Origin of the sequence: Rhizobium acidisoli (assembly GCF_002531755.2) — a bacterium.
Lineage (GTDB): Bacteria > Pseudomonadota > Alphaproteobacteria > Rhizobiales > Rhizobiaceae > Rhizobium > Rhizobium acidisoli.
The window spans coordinates 798396-820024 of sequence record NZ_CP034998.1 but is presented as its reverse complement, the minus strand read 5'-3'; the positions used below and the strand labels follow the sequence as shown (position 1 = coordinate 820024).

General features: G+C 57.8%; 25 protein-coding genes. 10 read left to right on the top strand and 15 right to left on the bottom strand.

The window, feature by feature from the left end:
• Window positions 1–94: 94 nt before the first annotated feature.
• Window positions 95–1048: an NmrA/HSCARG family protein gene (locus CO657_RS04110; RefSeq protein WP_054181613.1), complete on the top strand. Its 954-nt coding sequence runs from the start codon at window positions 95–97 to the stop codon at window positions 1046–1048.
• Window positions 1049–1110: 62 nt separating this feature from the next.
• Here CO657_RS04110 and CO657_RS04105 read toward each other — a convergent pair whose 3' ends face one another.
• On the bottom strand, window positions 1111–2031 hold the full coding sequence (locus CO657_RS04105) for a LysR family transcriptional regulator (protein ID WP_054181612.1): 921 nt from the start codon (window positions 2029–2031) through the stop codon (window positions 1111–1113).
• A gap of 113 nt (window positions 2032–2144) precedes the next feature.
• Window positions 2145–3182 (bottom strand): LacI family DNA-binding transcriptional regulator, encoded by a 1038-nt coding sequence (locus CO657_RS04100; protein WP_054181611.1) that lies wholly within the window; start codon window positions 3180–3182, stop codon window positions 2145–2147.
• A gap of 560 nt (window positions 3183–3742) precedes the next feature.
• Between CO657_RS04100 and CO657_RS04095 the strand changes: the two genes are divergently transcribed.
• Entirely contained in the window at window positions 3743–5248 is a 1506-nt protein-coding gene (locus tag CO657_RS04095) for a DegQ family serine endoprotease (protein ID WP_054181610.1), read from the top strand.
• Window positions 5249–5391: 143 nt separating this feature from the next.
• Here the strand turns inward: CO657_RS04095 and CO657_RS04090 are convergent, their stop codons facing one another.
• On the bottom strand, window positions 5392–5781 hold the full coding sequence (locus tag CO657_RS04090; protein ID WP_054181609.1) for a hypothetical protein: 390 nt from the start codon (window positions 5779–5781) through the stop codon (window positions 5392–5394).
• 173 nt (window positions 5782–5954) lie between these two features.
• Here CO657_RS04090 and CO657_RS04085 point away from each other — a divergent pair, with 173 nt between their 5' ends.
• From CO657_RS04085 to CO657_RS04065, 5 genes are all read left to right on the top strand, one after another.
• Window positions 5955–6257 (top strand): hypothetical protein, encoded by a 303-nt coding sequence (locus CO657_RS04085; RefSeq protein ID WP_003587899.1) that lies wholly within the window; start codon window positions 5955–5957, stop codon window positions 6255–6257.
• Between the two features lie 142 nt (window positions 6258–6399).
• Window positions 6400–6663: a DUF1488 family protein gene (locus CO657_RS04080; RefSeq protein WP_003587901.1), complete on the top strand. Its 264-nt coding sequence runs from the start codon at window positions 6400–6402 to the stop codon at window positions 6661–6663.
• Between the two features lie 409 nt (window positions 6664–7072).
• Window positions 7073–7309 carry a hypothetical protein gene (locus CO657_RS04075; protein ID WP_012556940.1) on the top strand — a complete coding sequence of 79 codons (237 nt, stop codon included), beginning with the start codon at window positions 7073–7075 and terminating at the stop codon, window positions 7307–7309.
• Between the two features lie 126 nt (window positions 7310–7435).
• The gene (locus CO657_RS04070) at window positions 7436–7603 is read left to right on the top strand and encodes a hypothetical protein (RefSeq protein WP_003587904.1); all 168 of its coding nucleotides are present in this window, start codon (window positions 7436–7438) and stop codon (window positions 7601–7603) included.
• Between the two features lie 253 nt (window positions 7604–7856).
• The gene (locus CO657_RS04065) at window positions 7857–8057 is read left to right on the top strand and encodes a hypothetical protein (protein ID WP_003587906.1); all 201 of its coding nucleotides are present in this window, start codon (window positions 7857–7859) and stop codon (window positions 8055–8057) included.
• Window positions 8058–8571: 514 nt separating this feature from the next.
• Here the strand turns inward: CO657_RS04065 and CO657_RS04060 are convergent.
• From CO657_RS04060 to CO657_RS04005, 12 genes are all read right to left on the bottom strand, one after another.
• Window positions 8572–8757 carry a hypothetical protein gene (locus tag CO657_RS04060; protein ID WP_012556939.1) on the bottom strand — a complete coding sequence of 62 codons (186 nt, stop codon included), beginning with the start codon at window positions 8755–8757 and terminating at the stop codon, window positions 8572–8574.
• A gap of 231 nt (window positions 8758–8988) precedes the next feature.
• Window positions 8989–9174, bottom strand: coding sequence for a hypothetical protein (locus tag CO657_RS04055; protein WP_054181608.1), 186 nt, complete (start codon window positions 9172–9174; stop codon window positions 8989–8991).
• An 18-nt stretch (window positions 9175–9192) separates the two neighbouring features.
• Window positions 9193–10458 (bottom strand): hypothetical protein, encoded by a 1266-nt coding sequence (locus CO657_RS04050; protein WP_054181607.1) that lies wholly within the window; start codon window positions 10456–10458, stop codon window positions 9193–9195.
• 91 nt (window positions 10459–10549) lie between these two features.
• On the bottom strand, window positions 10550–10978 hold the full coding sequence (locus CO657_RS04045; protein ID WP_054181606.1) for a hypothetical protein: 429 nt from the start codon (window positions 10976–10978) through the stop codon (window positions 10550–10552).
• Entirely contained in the window at window positions 10975–12600 is a 1626-nt protein-coding gene (locus CO657_RS04040) for a hypothetical protein (RefSeq protein ID WP_054181605.1), read from the bottom strand. Before CO657_RS04040 ends, CO657_RS04045 begins: the two co-directional genes overlap by 4 nt.
• On the bottom strand, window positions 12597–12809 hold the full coding sequence (locus CO657_RS04035) for a hypothetical protein (RefSeq protein ID WP_054181604.1): 213 nt from the start codon (window positions 12807–12809) through the stop codon (window positions 12597–12599). Before CO657_RS04035 ends, CO657_RS04040 begins: the two co-directional genes overlap by 4 nt.
• Window positions 12810–12828: 19 nt before the next feature.
• On the bottom strand, window positions 12829–13191 hold the full coding sequence (locus CO657_RS04030; protein ID WP_054181603.1) for a hypothetical protein: 363 nt from the start codon (window positions 13189–13191) through the stop codon (window positions 12829–12831).
• Window positions 13191–13655 carry a lysozyme gene (locus tag CO657_RS04025; RefSeq protein WP_054181602.1) on the bottom strand — a complete coding sequence of 155 codons (465 nt, stop codon included), beginning with the start codon at window positions 13653–13655 and terminating at the stop codon, window positions 13191–13193. The genes CO657_RS04030 and CO657_RS04025 overlap by 1 nt, the downstream gene beginning before the upstream one ends.
• Window positions 13630–13884, bottom strand: coding sequence for a DUF7940 domain-containing protein (locus tag CO657_RS04020; RefSeq protein WP_054181601.1), 255 nt, complete (start codon window positions 13882–13884; stop codon window positions 13630–13632). Before CO657_RS04020 ends, CO657_RS04025 begins: the two co-directional genes overlap by 26 nt.
• A gap of 301 nt (window positions 13885–14185) precedes the next feature.
• Complete coding sequence (locus CO657_RS04015; RefSeq protein ID WP_054181600.1) at window positions 14186–14743, bottom strand: acyltransferase; 558 nt, start codon at window positions 14741–14743, stop codon at window positions 14186–14188.
• A 113-nt stretch (window positions 14744–14856) separates the two neighbouring features.
• Window positions 14857–16212, bottom strand: coding sequence for a hypothetical protein (locus tag CO657_RS04010; protein WP_054181599.1), 1356 nt, complete (start codon window positions 16210–16212; stop codon window positions 14857–14859).
• Between the two features lie 268 nt (window positions 16213–16480).
• Window positions 16481–18166 (bottom strand): hypothetical protein, encoded by a 1686-nt coding sequence (locus CO657_RS04005; protein WP_054181598.1) that lies wholly within the window; start codon window positions 18164–18166, stop codon window positions 16481–16483.
• A 257-nt stretch (window positions 18167–18423) separates the two neighbouring features.
• Between CO657_RS04005 and CO657_RS04000 the strand changes: the two genes are divergently transcribed.
• The 3 genes from CO657_RS04000 to CO657_RS03990 are packed head-to-tail and all read left to right on the top strand — an operon-like array spanning window position 18424 to window position 21629.
• Window positions 18424–19509: a lysylphosphatidylglycerol synthase transmembrane domain-containing protein gene (locus CO657_RS04000; RefSeq protein ID WP_245292939.1), complete on the top strand. Its 1086-nt coding sequence runs from the start codon at window positions 18424–18426 to the stop codon at window positions 19507–19509.
• A gap of 3 nt (window positions 19510–19512) precedes the next feature.
• Entirely contained in the window at window positions 19513–20844 is a 1332-nt protein-coding gene (locus CO657_RS03995) for a glycosyltransferase family 2 protein (RefSeq protein WP_054181597.1), read from the top strand.
• Window positions 20845–20846: 2 nt separating this feature from the next.
• A complete protein-coding gene (locus CO657_RS03990; protein ID WP_054181596.1) occupies window positions 20847–21629 on the top strand; it encodes a class I SAM-dependent methyltransferase in 783 nt (260 codons plus the stop codon).

Below are 21629 nucleotides of genomic sequence, written 5' to 3'. Positions count from 1 at the left end.
CGTCGAGGCGGCTGTCGGCAGGGACCGACTGCGCTGCCTTGGAAAGACGCCTGCCGATCTGATCGGCGGCGAATGACAGGGAAAGGATGGATCTATGTCTACAGACAACAAGCCACTGATCGCAGTGACGGGTGCAACGAGCAAACAGGGCCGCAGCGTCGTTGCGACACTTCTTCAAAGCCAGCGGTTCCGCGTTCGTGCTTTCACACGGAGAAAGGATTCGCCCGAAGCTTTGCGTCTCGAGAAACTCGGCGCTGAAATCGCCGTCGTGCCTCTCGAACTCGGCCGTCAGAAGGAGCTCGTTGCAGCATTCAAGGGCGCGGATGGCGCCTTTCTGATGACGCCGCCGATCGTCCCGCCGGAGACCAGCGAGGCTCCTCTCGGCCGGCAACTGGCGGATGCGGCCGTGGAGGCCGGCGTCGGGCACATTGTTTTCAGCACGCTCGAGAATGTCGACACGATCACCGGCGGGACGAAATATGCGCCGCATTTTACCGACAAGGCGCGCGTTGCAGATTACATTCGCGGCCTGCCGATCTCGCATTCCTTCATCATGCTGGCATTCTTCTACACCAACCTTCTCGAATATTATGCGCCGCGGATGGAAGGCGACACATTGCTCCTGCCGATCTATCTGCCTGAAGATTTCGCAGCACCTTTTGTCGATCCGCTGACGGCGACCGGGCCTGTTGTCCTCGAGATCTTCTCCAACCCCGAGCGCTACAATGGCAAAACGCTTCCGATCGTCGGCGATATCATTTCCCCGCGCGAGATGGTCGAAACCTTTCAACGCGTGACCGGCCTCAAGGCCGAGTATCGAAACGCTTTCACCAGGGACGGCCTGCTTGCCTATTTTCCCGAGTTCGCCGCCAACGAATCCTTCGTTCGAGAGCTTCTCGGGATGGTCGAATATGCTGTCGAGTATGGCTATTTCGGCAAGGAGCACGATCTCGAATGGAGCCGTCGCCTGAATCCCGGGACGCTCGACTGGGAGCAGTTTCTGCGGACGACAGGGTGGCGCGGCGACAAGCGGTCTTTCGCAGCTTGAAGCATGGCTCGCAAAAGTGCGGCAGCGGTTTTGCGATAACGGGATGCCTGAAAACAAGAGGCTTACGACGGCCGGATTCCCGGCAGCTTGGCAACCTCGGCGGCCAGAAAGTCGACGAGGAGCCGAACGCGGGCGATGGCCGCACGCTCCGGAACAATCAGCAAGCTCACCGGAACCGGCGAAGGCCGATAGTCGCCAAGCACGACCTCGAGCCGGCCGTCGTCCAGCAGGTCGTGAACCAGCCAGAGATGTGTGGGACCAATGCCGCGTCCGGCGGCAAGGGCTTCGCGCGCCGCAAGCCCGTGATCGACGCGCAACCGGCCGCTGACCGGGACCATCAGGCTGGTGCCATCGGGAGAGGAAAGAAGCAGTTGATTGCTGCCTGCCACGTTGGACATCACGACGGTTTCGTAGCGCGACAGATCGGCCGGGCGCTGAGGCCGTCCGCGGGCAGACAGATAGGCCGGGGCGCCGACCAGCAGCCGCTGGCTCTCTCCGATCGCATGAAGCTTCATCGAGCTGTCGGCGAGAGGCCCAAGACGGAGCGCCACGTCAACGCCCTCGCGGACCAGGTCGATACGCTCGTCCGTCAGGTTGAGGTCGACGCGGATATCCGGATGCCTGTCCTGGAAGTCGAAGATCATTCGCGTGACATGCATGACGCCAAGCGCTGCCGTACAGGAAAGGCGAACGGCGCCGGCGGGGGCCTGACGTGCGTCTCTCGCTTCTTCAGCAGCCTGTTCAACCAGGCGCAATATCTGCAGGCAGTTGGTATAATAACGGCTGCCTTCTTCGGTCAGGGTGACGCGACGGGTGGTGCGGCTGAGAAGCGGCACGCCGACAGCCTCCTCAAGTTCATTGAGGTGCCGCGTCACTGTGGATTGGCCGACATCCAGCTCCCTTGCGACCATCGACAGGTTGCCGCGCTCGGCGACGCGAACAAAGGTGCGCATTCTGTCAAAAGACAGGCCGACCTTATCCATTTTTCAGCACAGTGATTGTCATTCCGTCCGTATACGGAATAATCCCGCCGATGCCTAGCGCAGGCTTCAGCAAGGCTGGCTCCCCCTCTGTTTATCGCGATGTCCTACCCAGATTACCGCGTCGAACCCCGGGGAATAATGGTAAAGCCGAGGTCGGCCTTGTCTTCATCGGCCGGCTCGTCGCGGACGGCGCGCAGCAGCATGTCGGCGACGCGGTAGCCGATATCGTAGCGCGGTATGTGCACCGTCGTCAGCGACGGCTCGATGAAGGCCGAGAATTCCAGATCGTTGAAGCCGCAGATGCCGAGATCCTCCGGCACGCGGATACCGCGCGCCTTGCATTCGATGAGGACGCCGAGCGCCAGTTCGTCGCTCTGGGCAAAGACGGCATCGACATCGGGCACGCGCTGCAACAGACGGGAAAACAGCTCCCTGCCGAGGCCGGTGCGGCTTGCCGCCTCCCCGCCGATGATGAGATCAGGGTCGAAACGCCCGGCGTCCCGCATCACAGCCTCATAACCTTCGATGCGGCGGCGTGAGCGGACATCGGCGCCGCGGCCGAAGAAAGCGATCCTGTTATACCCCCTCGACAGAAGGAAACGGGTGGGTTCGGCGCCTGCGGTATAGTGATCGAGGCCGACAACCAGCCTTTGCGGCTCCTGGCTGAGATCGGTGATATGGGCGATGGGACAGGCGGCGCGTTCGATCAGCGGCAGAAGATCGCGATAGGATTCGGCGCCGGCGATGATGACGCCGGCCGGCTTCTGGGTCAGGAAGGATTTCAGCAGGCCGGCCTCCCCCTCGGCATGGCGGAGAGTATTGGAATATTGCACGGTGAGCTCGGTGTCGCGGAAGCGATCCTCGATGCCGACCATCAGGCCGGTAAAGCCGTATTGGTGCAAGGCCGGCGTGAGAACGCCGACGATGCCGTTGTGGCGGCCGGCCAAGGCGCGAGCGGCGAGATTGGGGATATAACCCATCTGCTCGACCGTACGCAGGATCACCTCGCGCAGATCCTCCGAAACGATCTGAGGGTTGCGAAGCGCACGCGAGATGGTGATCGGGCTGACGCCCACCTTCTTCGCCACATCGCTCAATGTCACATGCGCGCCGCGCTTGCCGTTGCGCCCCCGCTCCACTGCCTTTTTCATCGCCCCTCATATGCCACCGCGAGACTCAGCTGCCCCGATTCGCAGTCTTCACTTTCTGAAGAATAAATAATTTAGAGTCTACTAACATTTTATATTCGCAACAGATTCCGGGAATAGAACCTTCGGAAACGGCGGCGCGATCGTCTATCGGCAAAATTACGGGCGCAGGTGGCAATCGGATCACCACGCCCTGGAATAAGTCCATTTATTTGCGAAGGAAATCGCTGCGAAGACGGCGCGGCGAAACAACGTCCCCAGCCGGAATTTCCGGCGCGCGGCACCCAGCCTTAAAGTCTATGACACAAAGATTAAATTCCGGTCATTTCTTACAAATCGGCAATATAAAGATGATCAATATTTAATTTGTAAATCTTCCGGTCGCGATCATATGAATCCCGAGCGCGAATTCTTGCATTCGCCCGGTCGCCACCCCAACGACTGCGCTGCGATGAGATGAATTGGCGCTACCGCCATCCGACGCCAGGTCCCAAGACATCGACCCATACGCCATGGAACCACGACGCCATCAAAACCCAACGCTCTCGCAAGGGACCATCACCATGTCACACATCCTCCGCAAACATCGCACTGCTGCCCTCATCGGGGCTGCCATCATCGCCGGCGCGGCATGCCTGCCCTTCACCATCACCGCGGCGAACGCCGTTGCCTCGCCTGCGGATTCCGGCGGCGTTCTCGCCGCCAGCGGCTCCTTCGCCTCCATCGTCGACGCCGACAAGCCTGCCGTCGTCACCATCACCACGACCATGAAGGCGACCGATGTCAGCGCCGACCAGCAGCAGTCGCCGATGGACGAGCAGTTCCGCCAGTTCTTCGAGGATCAAGGCATCCCGCTGCCGCGCCAGGCGCCGAAAAACCGGCCCTCGCAGCAGGCGATGGCGATCGGCTCCGGCTTCATCATCAGCCCGGACGGCGTGATCGTTACCAACAATCACGTCATCGACAATGCTGTCGACATCAAGGTAACGCTGGATGACGGCACGGAACTGCCGGCCAAGCTGATCGGTACCGACCCGAAATCCGATGTCGCCGTGGTGAAGATAGAGGCGGGAAAGCCGCTGCAGACCATTGCCTGGGGCGATTCCGACAGACTCAAGCTCGGCGACCAGATCCTGGCGATCGGCAACCCCTTCGGCATCGGCACCACGGTGACGGCGGGCATCGTCTCGGCGCGCGGCCGCGACCTGCACAGCGGGCCCTATGATGATTTCATCCAGATCGACGCGCCGATCAACCATGGCAACTCAGGCGGGCCGCTCGTCGACCGCAGCGGCAATGTCGTCGGCATCAACACCGCGATCTATTCGCCGAACGGCGGCAGTGTCGGCGTCGGCTTCGCCATTCCGTCCGACGAGGCCAAGGCGATCGTCGCCAAGCTGCAGAAGGACGGCTCGATCGATCACGGTTATCTCGGCGTGCAGATCCAGCCGGTGACGAAAGACGTCGCCGATGCCGTCGGCCTCGACAAAACAGGCGGCGCACTGGTTGCCGCCGTCACCGCCGATACGCCGGCGGCCCATGCCGGCGTGAAGCCGGGCGATATCATCACCTCGGTCGGCGGCGAGACCGTCAAGACGCCGAAGGACCTGTCGCGGCTGGTCGCCGATCTTTCGCCGGGCGCCAAAAAATCTCTCGGCATCTGGCGTGACGGCAAGACGATCGATCTCAACGTCACCGTCGGCGGCAATGAGGACGGTCAGAAACAGGCCGCTGCCGAAAGCTCGGACAGCAAGGGCGAGAGCAGCGGCCAGCCGAGCCTCGGCATCGGCCTTGCCGACCTGACGCCAGACGTGCGCCAACAGCTCAACCTGCCGCGCGCCGTCAGCGGCGCGGTGGTCGCCAGCGTCGATCCCGACAAGTCGGCCGCGGCCGCCGGCATCCAGTCGGGCGATGTCATCGTCTCGGTCAACGACAGGCCGGTCCACAGCACCCGGGACGTCAAGACGGCGATTGCCGAGGCCGGCAAGGCCGGCCGCAAATCGGTGCTCCTGCTCGTCGAACGCGATGGCGGCAAGACCTTCGTCGCCGTACCGTTCGGTGCGGCCTGACGGCTCGAAGTCAAAGGAAAGCCCGTGAGAGCGGGCTTTCGACCGACCGACCCCCTCGCGTTCAGCTCTCGCCAATCTATGCGGGAGATCACCCTCATGGGTGCGTGCTGAATGCCGCCGCAGTGAGCGGCGGTACGTACCGATCATCGTTCAGGCAGCCTGGTTTTTGGGAAGCGATAGCCGAGCGGTCGCCGCGATGGGTTGGCACCCGTGGGTGCCGTATACCGGCCAATCCGATAGGCCTTCGGCGGAGCGCCGCCGTCATCCTGCCATCTTACAAAGGACGCGTCTTCGATTGCTTGAGTGAGCGGCCCTGAACTCAACTGGGTTGCAAGATACATTCTCAACGCCGATCTCAGCGCCGCCTCATCGACGATTCCAATCTGGAAACAATGAACGAGGAAACTCGTCGCGCTGATCTCGCTGATATCAATCGCATAGGTTTCGCCGCCACGGAAACCGGCCTTTCGAAGAATGCGCTCCAGCATTCGCAAATTGGTGACATCGAAAAACGGATCAGATGTGGAAGACATGAAGTCCTCCTTTATTGGGGCTAGGGTTCACGCGCGCCCCAAGCGGCGGTGCCCTTATCGTGCCCGCCGATCGCTCAGCTTGCGCTCTTTGCCATATGGCCGCAACCTCATTCGCCGGCAGCCATTGATAATGTCGTCGTAAAGCCCATTTCGGAGAAAGGAGGATACGCATCATGCAGTTCAACGGTGAAGCGACCCTCACAAGGCCTTCGGCATTGGCGGTTTCCGAAAGGCGTGCGCTGATAGATCACCTCAGTGAGGTTATCGGCCGCCTGACTTACGGGCTGGCGGCTGATGGATTGCTCGACCTTGTGCCGTCTCTGCTTGAGATAAACAGCGTTCTCCGCGATATGACGGATGAAATTTCCCGTGCGGACCCTGTGTATTCCGACCAGGTTATCGCCAGCACTGTGCGCTTGATCAGGACATCGGAGGCCTTGCTGGAGAACAGGGTCATCGTGCAGACCATCCATTAAGATCGGTCGCCCATTAGAATCGGTCGGCGGTCGGACATGCCGAGAGGCTTTGGCAAGCTCCTCCTTCTCCGAGTGCATCCAGGATCATCGCCGGCTCCAAGGCCCGCACAACGCCCGCGCCCACCTCCAAGGATCGACCGCCATGGCACTTATCTTTCCAAACCGAAGCCGGAGCTTCGACCAAGTGCGAAAAGGCGTGCGCTTCAGCGGCTATGACGGCATGTTCGAGGTCCGGTTCCTGGTCGAAGAAGGCGCACTCGGCAGTGCCATTACGCAGAGTTCTTCGGAGGCCGCCTATCTTAGTGCCTTCGATGCCGCGCGTTCTTCCATCCAGGAAGCCGCATCGAGAGCCTATCGGCATCGACGCGGAAACAATTTCACGCTCAAGGCCGAAGATTTTCACTAGAACAGCATGTCGCGGGGAGCCCGCGCTCCGCGAGCTGTGCCATCAGCCCGGCAAGACCGAAACGCATCTTCCGCGCTGCTCTCTCTCCTGCAGTAAACTGCGAGAACGCGGATCGCTTGCCCCGACCCGGAAAGCATAAACCGAGCCGGCGCGCGCCCTGTTTTCGATCCCTCCTTTGGCATGGCATCGGCGAGACGATTGGTTTAAGGTGCAGCCCTCAGACCTGCCATGCCCCCTCGACTCGCAGGGTGGCGTTGCTACACGATATATGGAACTCCAGACAGACACGGCCAAGCGCTGTCCGATACCAGCCTTCCCATAGGGGCGCGGATTGCTTGATGCTTTTTACCAACGCGGCTTGCTGAGCCGGCATCGCGTTTAATGGCACGCGACCACCCAAAGGGAAACCATGGACCACGCACCCGAGAACGAAACGCTTTTCAACATCACCGGCCACTTCGTACAGGAACTGAAGGCCGTTCTTCAAAGCGAAAGCATCGTCGAAGGCTCCGACTACGAAAACAGCGCCTTCGACGAAAAACGAAGGGCGGAAGGGCTTCACCTGCTGCGATTTCACGAGACCGGCACCGCAGCTCAGGCAACCCAGATCTGGAAAAAACACACGACGTCCCGGTCTCATCGCTAACCGGAACAAAGCCTATCCGGCTGACGTTGACGTGACGCCGACTCTCAAATTCTGACGAGACCATGATGCTGGCGTGTCCTGACATGACGCGCCAGTCAGCTCGACATTTCCATGAAAGGAAAAATCATGACCAATGACAAAACGAAGAACGCGGCTGCGACCGACGGACCCTACGACGTCATCTACTTCGCAAAGAAACACCGGATTTCCAACGAGGATGCCAAAGACATCATCGAAAAATATGGCGCCAATCGCAAAGAGGCTGATAAGGCCGGCCGCCGCATCAGCGCCTGAGGCTGGGCGGCGTTGCCGGACGGGACTCCAACAGCGCCCGGCACCTGCTTGCTATGCCCACGATTCAGTGGACGAATTAACCCTACTGGCTTACCTTAATATCAGCATACGCTTGAATACATCAGGCGCTATGCCATCGTATCTTCAGGATAACATCTTCCTGAAGCAATTCGCCGGAACCGTGGCCCGCCTCTTAGTTGAGAGGCTGGCCTCAATGCATAGGGGCCGAGCGCGATCATAAGAAGGGTAAGTCATGAGCGTCGTCTTGGAATTTCGTCCCAAATGCCCGCATGTCGAAACTCTCGCCGACTGCCGGGAAGCGCTTGAACCTCTCGTCATGAAGATCCTCGGCGAAGCCGTCAGCAGGGGCTATCCGCCGGCGGAAGCCGCAATGGTGATCGCCGATATCGCCGACGATTACATCCTCATGCTGTCGCGCCAACTCCGGTATTGATCGGATTTGTCGGCTCGCGCCTCGGGCTGCGAGGGCCGGCCGCAAAAGCACTTCCGCCATGAGAGATGTGGGAGTGGACCGCGCAGCGACTGCAGGGGTAGCAGTTGGTACAGGAGACGAGACCTGCTACGCGGTCCGTCGGCCACAACGTCAGTATTTGCCGGAAGTTCCGCCCATGTCGGCGCCGCAAATGAGCCTTTGCTCCCGCAAGCCGGCCGGAGGAACAAGCGAAAATTGCTTCGCTCCGCTTCAATCGTTAGACTGGTATCCTTGCGCGCCGACGAAAAACGAACGCGCCTCACCGCCCCAACAAAAAACCCCGGCGGAGCGGGGCTTTCAGCGGGTTTCGCGGGGTAATCACCATAAACGGCCTTGCCTGAGCAACAGGATCGGCCTGAGAGACCGGAAAACAGGATCATCTCCCCTCGCCTTTGCGCGGTTCGCTCAATCTTTGAATCATCACCGTAACGCAGCGTGAAACAAGTCAGATCCTCCGCCTGAACCGCGACCGTTGCTAACGCCACCGCGGCTGTCTCGGCGGCGCATTGGCCTGGATTTCATGCAGCGGCGCCCGAGCCCCGAGAAGTTTCTTCAGCTTCTTCTCCTCGGCCGGACCGATCCCGAACTTGCGGCAATGTTCTGCGACATCATGCTCCCGCGGACCGGGGATGCGAACTTGGCGATTGCTCATGCTTTTCATGACCGTTTCCTCCTGAGGGGAAAACCAGCACGATGCGAATTGGTTCGTTAGTAAAGTCTAAATTTTAGGGGCTTGTTTATGTGACGTCGGTCGATGGCGACACGGTTCGCAGCGACGAGCAAACTCATGTGATTACCAGAAGTTCCAATGGGTAAGGCATCGGAGAAGGATCGCATACCGAAGGTCACATGGCGGCCGATCCGGCCGCCATTGCGAAGCAGAGAACCTAAGTCACATACGACTCATAGCGCGGTCGATCTCACGGTCGCTGCTCTGGTTAATCGAATCCAGAAACCTCCGGTATTGATCGCGGCTCTCTTGAATTACTTTCTCGCGGTTCTTGTCTTCCCGCGATTTCGATACCTTGTCGCGCGTCGTCGGCGGAGGCGCTTCCTTCACCATATTTAAGTTAGCCATCCTGCATTCTCCCTCGGGCTACGAATGTTGCGTTGCCTGGCGCAACCTGAACCTGGAATTCAGGTCGGGGTGGAAGAAATGTTTGCGCTTCACCCAGACCAAGCCCTCGTGCTTCGTAATTATCGCCACATCGACAGGTCCGCCAACCGTCTCAGATGGTTTAGTCACTTTCTCCTTTAACGATTGAAGAGTTATTAAGGTTTCCGCCAGTTCGGCCATCTCGTTTGCTGGCAGAACACCTAGAACTCTCCTCAGCGGCAGAGAGTGCTCTTTGCGCGCATTGTCAATCATTCCCGATCCGATTTTCTCTCTTGCACCTTGTATGAGGCTGTCTACATCGTCAATTGCGGCAAAATTGCCACCGCTCTTTTGGGCTATCTCTTCGGCAAAGCCGCGAAGATTATCCCCCACGGCAACCATTATCGAGCTGTACGCGTCAAAGCTGAAGCCAGCGTTGAAGGTATCGACCATCTCCGTTTGCGCGAACGCTTCCAGCCAAGCCGGCTGGTGGTGATCGAGAACTACGCCGCGCTTTCGCTCGTAGATATGCTTCCCACCAACCATCCCTTGAGATTCGAACTCAACCATCGCTGGGAAGATTTCGTGATCTCCGAAGCCGGCAAAAACAAGTCCGGTGGTATCTAGATAATGCGATGAATTCTTAATCACCTCGTGAAGCGCGCCAATGCAAAAGGATGGGAGGTCTTGAACACCTTTTATATCGAGGTATTTCAAGAGGCTGGATAGGATCTTCTCGACCTCTGTGCAAAGGTCAGCGGTAACCTTACCGATGTGTACGTCGTCCAGGCAGTCAGGAACAGCTTTCGCAAGCGCCGCATCGCGGTTTGCGATTAATGCTGTCTCGACTGCCTTGCGCTGTTCATCCTTCTCCACCCCATCGATTGCTGTGCTTATCCAGTCCAAGACAACGCCTCTGGTGGCCTCGATTAGCTTCTCGTTTTGGATTTGCTCCGGGAAAAACCGCGGATTGTCGCTCAGGTACGAGAACATCTCGCGCGCGTATTCCTCCACCGAGTTGAACGACTTTAAGTTAATGTGCTCGCGGAACGACTTGACGATCAATTCCCAAGGAACGTTCAAAATGTCGGCCGAGTCATAGATCATCAATCCAACCGGCTGCATGTTGGATAGTTGAAAAACCTTGTTGGCACCCTTGAAGTAGCGCTCCTCACGTTTTCCGTCGACCCATCGAGACACCGTAGTGGCCGAGTCAGCGGCCAAGACTACTGCCAATCGGTTCATCATGCAGATTTCGGCTGTCATATCCCCTCCCGATTGTGCCTGCTGACAGAAAAACACGATTCGAGCGAAATCGCACGTGGCTCGTTGGCTTCAATCGGTCGGTGGACCTTATTCAACTGATCTTCAACCAATGCCTCAACGCCGCCACCGCACCGTCGCTCGCATAGGCAATCATCCCGCCGACCGTGAGCCCGGCAAAGGCAATCAGCCCCGATATGCCGTAGCCGATCGATTTCATCCGCTTCCATTCTTCGATCGCCGGCGCCACCGTCTCCTGGTTTTTCTCGACGGTCTCCTTGAGGCCCTTGATCTCCTCGCGGATCTGGGCGTCGACGCCGCCGCTGATCGCCGCCCTGGTGTCGAGATGTGCGATCTGCCTTGCCTGCTCGTCGAGCCGGGTGTGGATCACGGCGCGGCTGTCGTGGGCATTCGCCTTTTCGTCGCTGACCTCGTTGCGCAGCAGTGCGACGTTTTCCTCGATGCCTGTCAGCCTTCCCTCGACGCGCCCGAGAGCGCGGAGAATATCGTCATTGGATGTCATGGATAGAACTTCGCCTTGTGCGATTGAGGCAGGCGGCTGACGAAACGCAGGACGCCGTAGAGCGCCGGGTGAACGAAATCGGCGGCCGTATAGGCGTGACCGAGCAGGGCGGCGTTATCCTGCACGTTGGTCGCCAGCACTTCGGCGACGCGGTAGTTCGCCGTGCCGTCTCCCAAATCCGTTCGGTCTACCAGCGTCCGGCTGGTCCAGAGCCCCGGCTGATACTCGAACATGACGCGCGCGCCGAGCTTCGTCGTGTTTGGCAGGCGCATCGTGTCCCATGTCGTCACGCCATCTTGGTTGCCGGGATGGCCGATGACGTTGCCGAGCGGCGTCAATTCGGCCGCCGATCCCTTCGTCGGATCACTGTCCGACATGAAGGCCGGCACGATATCAATCGTCTTGGCGAACCGCGACGACGCGATGAGTGACGCGTTCATGCTGGCGAGCGTCCCCGTGATCGGGTTCCACAGCGCCGACGTCGCGCTGTAGCCGGCGACCGTGCGGCCGCTATCCGACGATCCCGCCATGGTCGGCAGAATGGTCATGCCCACCATATGCGCGCCGGGATACCGGGCGATGATCCGATCATCGAGCCCGAACTTGCGCGACTGCCAGAGCGAAAGCGTCGTGTTGTTGTCATTGCGGCCGCCCTGGTCGAGGCAGAAAGTCCAAATGTCTTTGCCGCCGTTGAACGTCGTCTTGATGGCGTCGATCATCACCCATCGCTTGGTAGCGTTGGTGGCAAGCTCGAATTCGTTATGCTCACCAGGCACGCCCATGACGAGCGGGACAGTGCTCCCCCATACCAGGTCGCGCTGGTCGAGCCATCGCCGGATCATGCCCATGTTGCCGCGCTCGTCGGCCGACGCGGCGATCTCCTGCCGCTCGATCAGGCTGTCACCGACGACGAGTGGAACCGGCCGGCCGTCCCATCCTTTCGCCAGGACAAGGGCGGGCCCGTAAGCCTGGATCTGCGAATTCGTCGCGTTGCCGATCGTGTTGTAAAGGCTGTCAGGATCGAGCGCCGCCGTCGACGCCCCGTTGGCGGCAGCCAGCGCCTGTACGGACGCCAAGTCGGCCGCGCCCCAATACTTTTCGCCGCGATGGCGCTGGATGCGATAGGAGCCGCAGCGCTGCGCACCCTCTGCGCCGTGATAGACCGTCCGGACGCCAAAGATCGACCATGCCGGCAGTGCAACTGGCAGTATGACCTGCCCGTAAACAATGCCGGTTGCGGCGGTGACCGTCGCCGGCACCAGACCGCCGAACAAGATCGGGTATTCCGTGCCGTTTGGCATCACGAAGAACGCCTCGTCGATCACGGTGTCGGCGTTCGGCGACTGCGTTTCTTGCGGCGCATTGCCGCCTTCGGTCAGCGCGAAGCCGACGAACGGGATAAGGAAGTCGTTCGTCGGATAGTCGGGCGAGCCGAAGAACAGCTTGGTGCATTGGTAATTCAGCCCGGCCGGGAACGTCCATGGCGTGGCGGTCGCGCCGGTCGGCCAGCGCGTGCGCGTCGCCGCCGGCATGTAGCGATCAGGATCCGGCACCCAAGGCGGTGGCGCCAGAACAGCTCCACCCCTCGGATATGTCAGGGCAAGCGAGATGGCATTCATCATCGGCGGGTTCCATATCTGCTGGTGAGGTCGTCGTAAAAGCGAATGGTGCGCCCCTGGCGGGCATTGGCGCGGTCTAGCGCCTGGCGCTCGCGGGCGAGGATCGCGATGATGGGCTCGCCTTCCACGACAGGCGCATGCGCTTCCTGCCTGAGAAGATCGTCGGGCAAAGGCGGCAGCGCGATGCCGGCTGCCGCCTGCCCCTTCGTCACCGCCGCCTTGTTCAGCCGCTCAGTGGCGGAGCAGCCACTGACGATCAGCAGCAGTGACAGCGCAAGCGCGGTTCTTTTCCGAAAGCTGAAGCTCATAGGATTGGATCTCGGTTTCGAGTGTGTCTCTGGCCGCCTGCTCGGATGCCTCAGCCGCTTTCAGGCGCTTGCGGTGTTCTTCAGTGGCCTCGGCCGCCGCGTCGCGCTGCCGTTCCATCTCGACGGCTTTCGCTTCAGCCGTCGTCTTTTCGGCCAGCATGATATAGCCGGCCCGCGCCTCGCGGGCGGCCGAGGGATAGCCGATCGCAACCGCATAGAGGTGATAGAGCATCAGGCCGGCGGCGATGCCTGAGCCCATCTTGAGCGTATCGAGGAGGGAGAACATCAGATGCCCTCGAGGCAGAAGGCGCGCTCTTTCTGTCGGCGCCGGGTCAGGCCGGGAAAGGTGATGCCGGCGGCGCGGTTCCACTTCAAAAGCGCCTCGCAGCCCTCGGCCGTCCTGCCCTGGTTGATGAGCCTGACCGCGCTCGAGCCGCAGGCCGCCTTGACGCCGACATTATAGGCAAACGAGGTCAGCGCCACGAAGCGCGCATCCGGCAGCGGCACGCGCACGCAGCTTTCGACGCCGGCTGCATAGGTCTTGAGCTCCAGCGCCAGCAGCGCCTTGCATTGCTCCACCGTCTTGTGGTCGCCGGGTTTGACGCCATTCGTGCTGCCATAGCAGATCGTCCACGGCTGCCCCTTCGTGGCCGGATCGGGATAGGCATTCTGGCGCAATCCCTCGAACGAGCCGACGAGCGCCACAGCCATGGCGGCTGCGGCACTACCCTTCTGCAGGCGGTTTGCCATTCAATTCTCCTGAGATTTTCTGCTGAACGAAGATGCGGGCGACGATCGCCGCAACGGCGAAAAGCCCCGTTGCCGCCGACATGGCGAGCTGGATGTAGAGGTTGCGCGACACCCAGGTTGCAGCGACGAAATTGATGACGGGCTCAAGCACGATGAAGAGCAGCGCCAGCGCCATCAGGCGGACGGACCAGGCGTGCCGCAGCACAGCGCGCCAGTTGTGGACGAGCATGGGGTGGGCTCCGGGGTGTATGGGTGTCGGGGGTGCCTGGCTCCCGGGCAGCGACCCGGTGCCAGTCGGCTTTCAGTGGTGCTTAATGGCACCCTGTCCAACGAAAAAGGGAGACTTATAGCCGTTCACTACCACTCGTTAACGAACGGCAAGTGCCATCCACGCGGTCGGCTCAAGAAGGAAGCAAAACCTGAAACCGGGTGGCAGGACGGTATCGATGAAGCCGAGGTGCTCGTAATGGGCTCGAGACAGCGCGGGAGCCACACGCGTCCCAAATTCGACCCTACACTTCGGATCAGATTTAAGTGCGGTATTTAATGACTTTCGCTGGCGAGCCAACGGCGATTGCGTAGTCGGGGATATCGGCCGTGACGACGGAGTTTGCTCCGATCACGGCTCCGGTCCCTATCGTGACATTCATCAATATTTTGGCACCTGCACCGATCCAGACATCATCACCAATTTCGACAAAACCGATTTCGGCCTTCTGAAGTCTGATCGGTACGTCTCGTCTCATACCGTGGCCGTGATCGATGATCTGGACATCCGAGCCGATCAGGACATCATTGCCTATGGATATGCGGTTCTTAGCAGTGATGATATTCCGCCGTCCGATGACGGTGTTGTTTCCAATAAACACCTTCGGCTCAGGCATCGTGAGTTGGAAGAAGGAATAGTCTTGAATCGTGACGTTGCTGCCGACGTCAAGAACCGCGTGCTTTACCATTCGGAACTCGGCGCTGCGCTTGACAACGAGGTTCGCGCCGGCGCGGCTGAAGTAGCGAAATCGCTTGTAGGCGGTAACGAGACGCTGAAAAACTCCTCCGCGGTTTCGGTACGATGCTTTATCGGCTGCCATGGTTTCCTCCGAGTTCGAAGGTCATTAGCTGACGACATCGATTATTGCCAGTGTTCGTGCATGCATATCCCCCTCAAGAAGCTCGGGCGCGCTCGATCGTGACACAAACGGCATTATGCATTCCTCCCGCACGGGAAATAGAAACCATCGTTCCACAGCCACATAGTGCCGGACGCGCCGGCTACGTGGCGGATCTGCCTGCTTGTATTTGTCCAGATATCGCTACAGCCGATTGCAAGTCCATTGGAGACCTGGATCGTGCCCATGTTGCCGCCATCATTACCGATACCCCCTGCAAGCGTTCCTTGAGCTGGGTCCGATAACAGGGCTGCGTTGGTCGCCGCCGACGAGGTGAATTCAAATCGCAGCTTGGCCTTGACCTTCACCCCATTCGGCACCGTCAGCGCCAGGAGTGCCGAAGTCGTAGAGATAGCAACGTTGACAGCGTCCTTGACGGGCGTAACGAAAGTATATTCGTCACGCGGGTACATCACGAATTGCCGGATGAGCGAGCTGGCATCGGTCAGTACCACACCAATGCATCTGACGATCGTATAGCCGGTGAGCAGTGTTGTGATGATGCCGCCCATCGTTGCCGAGGTCGAGAGAACAACGTCGAAAGACAGGTCTGCGTCCTTGCGCAAGGCATAGGCAAAGTAGGTCGCGTTCGCCGCAACGGCGCCCGCGTCAAGGCCGCCAGCGCCGGTGCCAGCCGCAAATGTTCCCGTCACCCGCTTCGTCAATGACGTTGTGCTGGAAACGAAGCTCGATCCCGTCCTGGCAGATCCTGCAGCAAAATCGATATGCGTATTCGGGCTGCCGCCGTTGTTGGAAAGGGTGAGCCCGACAACGAAATCGCCGACAGCCGAACTGTCGGCTTTGCTCTGTATCCTGGCGAAGAGCTTGTTGGTGAAGAAAGCGGCACCGGAACAGATGATTTCGACGCTGTAACCGTCCTTGAGAATAAGCGTTGCCGCCCCGTCGATCGTCTCTGCGCCATTCGGATCAATCGTCACATCCCCGCCATCGGCGATGACGCAATAGTGCCAGTTGGCGCCGAGCGTTGCCGCTGCGGTCAGGGTGAGCGTGGCTGCCGCGGTAAAGCGATGGACGGCGTTATCGTCGGATGCGAGCGCGGTGTAATCGCCTGACTTCACCGCATAGACCAGATCCTGATCGAATGCGACCTCAACGCCGTTCTGGGCAAAGCCGAGCAGGCCGCCGCCTTTCAGATAGAGACCGGTCTGCGGGGTCGAGGCGAAGCCGACCCCCGGCGCGGACACGGTTCCGCCTGCGGCTTTGAGCGGTGCGATCATCGGCGCCGAGCCATCGCGCGGCAGAGAATTGGTGATTTCGTTGCCGAGGTCGGTGGTCAGCGCGTTCCACGGCGCCGGGTCGATGACCTGGCCGACGGAGGGTGTCGTGCCGGCGGGTTTGGAATAGACGCCGGTTGATGGGTTTCTGGGCATTCATCATCTCCAAAGAAAAAGGCCCCGCGGATGCGAGGCCATATGATGGGTTAGCAATGGCGGGTGCACGCGCGCCCAGATTTTGCGGGTGGATCAACCCAGCGACCGACAGCCTCGATCTGCCGTCTCAAGATCGCGGATTAACTCAGCGGTCTGCCCGAAGACGGGCACTTGAGTTCGCCCGTGGCAGTCGCGACGGCGCCCGTGGACTGCTGCCTTTGGTTCAGGGCCAATTGGGCCAGCCACGGCTTTGTTGATGCCATAAGCCTCAAAGCGCCCGCAGCGTTACATTCACCAGTTCAGCCAGATAATTTTTCAAGCCACTAGGCTCGATGAAGCGATAATAGAGGTATCCAGATGCGACAGAAACGTCGTTCCATGATCTTTGCGTGGCTGTAATTTCCAGTTCCGCTTGTGGGCCGCTCAAATCAATATCTTTCGCGCTGGCCCAAGAATTGCAGAAAAAAGCGATTCGAGCGGGAAGATTGGAGTGGACGGGCCTAACGCCCGGCTTTGTATCAACGCCAAAAAACAAGATGTGGGCGGGCGTAAATGCCATCCTGGTTTGTCCGCCCCAAAGAATGCGGAATTTAGAGGTATAGTCAGCAAACCCATATTCCGAGACTTCGCCAGACAGCGGAAGCTTGTCGACTATCCAGTAAACCGAATAAGCAGACCACTCAGGATGATCAGCGAGATATTGGGAGACAGCCAGATCCTTCGCTGCCCGTGCTTGCCACGCCGCGTAACTCTCCCACCACCGGCCGATGAACACGGTGAGAAGTGATACAAACATTAAGATTGCCACCCTATGGCTTTGAAGGTTGGTCGATCTGAATTTGATAACTCGCCATATCCCGATGCCCACCACGCTTATCGGCAGCGGCATAAGCATCGCGTTTCTCATCAACACGCCGGGTGCGGGGCTCTTACCAACAAGTATATAGGGGACCGTTCCACACAGCAGTAAAAAGATCCCAAAGCCGATAATCTTGAAACCATCGCTAGAGCGTTCATTTAGCTGTTGGTTTCGAGCATCTCCCCTGTTCGCGAACACAAAGCACGCGACAAAAAGGATCGAACAGACCGCAGCTCCCAAGTAGGTATAAACATTCCAATCATAAACGCTCCTCGCCAAAGGAAAGATCGTGCCATTAACTATAAATCGATAGGAATTCTCCGCAATGCTCTCAACATTTAGGGTAAAGCCATTGTAGTTATCGTATAATCCGTACCTAGGGTAGAAAATTGCCTTACAAACCCAGTACACGAAGGGCAGAATGGTGAAATCCGCTCGTGCAAGGCAGAATGATGAAAATGTCGAGACCAATTCCCGCGCATTGCGAACTCGGCGCCCTGTCCTTCTCAGCCACACCGCATAAACGAGGACGAAACCAGCGGCATAGAGCACCAGCAAGGAATTCAGCGTGAATGCAATGAAGTAAATGCAAATTGCCAGTCCGCGGAGGAGATAGTGGCTCCTTCCGCGCATCCAATCGATTGACAGGAATAAATATGTAGCCAATAGAAAAAGGGCATAGGCATTAAAGTATATCGAATATGTAAAAATAACCGTGATCGTGGGTAGCGGCAACAACTGCGTGAATATTGCGAGGACCAAAGACTCGCGCTCCGAAAAATATCCAGACTTTGAAGCTAGGAGGTAGGAGAAGATCGCAATGAAGTAGACCCCGATTACGACAAAGGATTTTAAAAGCAAAACGTCCCCAACGAAGGCCATCGGCCAAACATAGTACGTAAAGACCGGCACCCCTGCTGAAGAAAACATGTCCGCGATGGCGATCCAATCATTGTAGATCAATGTTGGAAATAAACCGGCATCCTCAGCAAATATTCCTTCATTGAAGAGGGCCATCCAGTGGGTCAAGAGAACAGCAATCGTCAGTAAAAGCAAACTATTCAGTTTCGGCTTGACTTGAAGCTGATCACTCATCTCATTTCCCGCGCTCTAGAAATTTTCCGGATATCGAGCCCTTGCGGACCGCCGTTCTAAATCAACCGCGGTCGTAAGCAAGCGCTAAATCACGCTGATTCCACGCCGTGCGCGACCAGGAAAAAGAAGACTTGTGGGTACTGTAAATTGAGATGGTGCCGCGACAAAACTATTGGTAGCGGGCCGCCCGTTAGTGATGTATGCGGTCAACTTCACCCTCGACATCTACTTGCGATCGATTCAAACGCAGGCCTTTTATGCTCAAACGTCCTATCAAAAACGCTTTACCCAGTTCGGCTGTTGAAGCCGTAAGTCACTGGCGGATGCGTGAGAGGTTGTATAACTCATGGAGCAAAGCTGCGGCGGCGGCTCCTGCATATCAACGCCTGCAGATGCTTATAGCCTCGGCAATAAGCATTTTCCTCCTGATATTCTTGCTAAAGGCGGTGGATTGGGAGGAAGCCATCCGGATTTTTCGTAGCGGAATATCCGTCACATCGCTCCTTTGGTTTATGCTTGTTACCTTTGGTATCGCGGTAGGCTATGCGGTGCGGTGGCGCCTGTTGTTGGATGGCAAGATCGGTTACGGAACGTCCCTCATGGCCTCCCTACTCGGCTTGGGCGCCAACATGTTCCTTCCTGCGAGAGGTGGAGACCTCTTGCGTGTACATTACAGCCGAGTTGTCGCGACTGTCCCCTACGGAGACGCTCTTGGCCGGCTTCTGGTCGAAAAGATGGTTGACTTGGTGACGATCATTTCCGTCGGCATATTTTCTTTGGTTTTACTGAGCCACACACTGAATTCCGAATACCGAAATGTTCTTTTGGTCATCATGGTTGGTGCAATAGTTGGGATATTTCTATCGGCAGTTCTGGTAAGGAATTTCGGCAATCGGCTTGTGCCGATATTGCGGCCCGTCTTCGGTCTCCTGCGACTGCAAGAATTCTTTGATCGTCACGTTATTCATTTTATCGGAAATTCCGCACGAAGCTTATCTCTGTCCGTGACCATCGTTCCGGCCTTTCTCACGCTGGTTTTGTGGCTTTCGGCATACGCCCTTGCGTATATCTTCGTCGCCCGGTTTGTCGGCGTCGAGCTGAGTTATCAAGAATCGTTATTCGTGTTGTTTGCCGGGGGGTTGGGTCTGATGATCCCAGCTGCACCATCCGGAGTCGGCACATTCCATGCATCCGTCGTTTCGGCATTCGTATTGCTAGGGCGTTCACCCTCAGAGGGGTTACTCCTGGCGACGGCCGTTCATTTTCTCTTTTTTGTGGTGTACGTCGTGCCTGCAGCCCTCATCCTGGGACATTGGCGCTTGAACCGCTTGGCGCCGAGGTAATTTATGCGGGACTATTTCTATTCTCAATTGAGAAAGTACATTGGCCTCTTTGTCTTGGGCCAGAATTCCGTGGTCGAGATCGATCCGACGACGCCTCTGCTGATTGGTAAATTTCCTCAGGGCAAGATAACGTTTCGCTCGATAACGCAACCGACTGAACCTGTGAAAGAGTTTGACGAGCACAAGGTCGTCAAGATCGAAGAAGTCGCTGACACCAAACCTGATTACCTGGTCATCAGCGGCCTCATCCATTACGAACGAGACATACAGAGCATGTTCGCTCAGGCACGCGCATTGTGTTCGCCTGAGACACGGCTTGTTCTTACCTATTACAGCAGCATGTGGCGCCCGCTCGCAACTCTGGCATCCAAGCTCGGTCTGCGCCGGCGGGTTCCTGAATCGAATTGGCTTGCCCATGAAGACGTTGAGAATCTTCTGACGCTCGAAGACTTCGAATTAATCCGACTGGACCAGAAGATACTAATCCCGGTTTACATCCCACTTATCAGTGGCTTTGTTAACCGTTGCCTTGCTCCTCTTCCGCTTTTTCGAACTCTCTGCCTTCTCAACATCGCGATTGCGAGGCCGGTCGGCGAGGCCGTATCGAAAACCGAGCCGTCGGTGTCAATTGTCGTTCCAGCGAGAAACGAGGCAGGAAATATCGAGGATATTGTCAAACGGTTGCCTGTTATGGGGCCGGATGATGAACTCATTTTTGTCGAAGGCAATTCAACCGATGCGACGTGGAAGGCGATCCAAGAAGCGCAACAGCGCTATGGCGGCGAACGCACCATCTTGATTGCCCAACAGAATGGTAAGGGTAAAGGCGACGCCGTCAGGAAGGGTTTTTCGCTAGCCACAAAGGAAGTCTTGATGATTCTTGACGCGGACATGACGGTCCCGCCCGAGGATTTGCCGAAATTCTACAACGCCATCAAGGATGGGAAAGGCGAGTTCATCAACGGAACTCGCCTAGTCTACCCCATGGAAAAGGAGGCGATGCGTTTCTTCAATCTCCTGGGCAACAAGTTTTTCGCATTGGCTTTCTCCTTCGTTCTTGGCCAGAGATACAAAGATACCCTATGCGGAACCAAGGTGATCAGCCGCTCCAATTATCTCAAACTTCAGGCAAACAGATCCTACTTCGGTGATTTCGATCCCTTTGGTGATTTCGACCTGATCTTCGGCGCCGCGCGGATGGGCCTTAAGATCGTCGAGGTTCCGATCGGCTATCGAGAAAGACTCTACGGTGAAACGAACATCTCGCGTTGGCGTCATGGTTCCATTCTGTTGGCTATGCTGGTTTTTGCGGCAAGACGAATAAAGTTTCTCTGACGATGGAAATCGAAAGCACTCTCTATGATGCCGATCTTGCTCAGACGCTGGCAAATCGCGAGCGGCTAAGCGCAAATCCGAACCTGATGCACTGGTATGGTGAGCTCTACAAGGAGATGTTCCGACAGGAACCGGATATTGCCACGAATACCGTTCTGGAAATCGGAAGCGGAACATCGCCTCTCAAGCGCTTCCTACCGAATGTCATCACTTCCGATGTGCTGAAGTTAGACTATTTGGACTTTGTCTTCGATTGCCACGAGATCGCTGGGTTGCCTGACATCGCAGACCATAGCGTCGATGTGATTACGATGACCAATGTTCTGCATCACCTGAAGGATCCCCTTGCGTTTCTCCGCGGGGCGACGCGCAAGCTCACAAAGGGCGGCAGGGTGTATGTGACGGAACCTTATTTATCTTGGCTATCCTACCCGATGTATAAACTTCTCCATCATGAGCCGGTGGATTTGAGTATCCGCCGTCCGGTTCTGGATACCGTTCAGGGTCCTCTTTCGACCTCAAATCAGGCGATGCCGCATATGATCTTCTTTCAGCGGCCGGACTGGCTCGCTGAGCTCACAGATTGCTATAGCCTTGAGAAGACGAGGATCAGCTATTTCACCTCGCTCTCCTATATGGTGACAGGCGGGATATCGAAGAAGTTTCCTGTGCCTGGCTGGGCTTATAAGCCTTACTTCACGCTCGACAGAGCAATAGGCGCCGCGCTGCCCAAGGTGTTCGCCTCATTCTTCACGGCCCGCCTCACGTCAAAAGAAGAGGTGTAG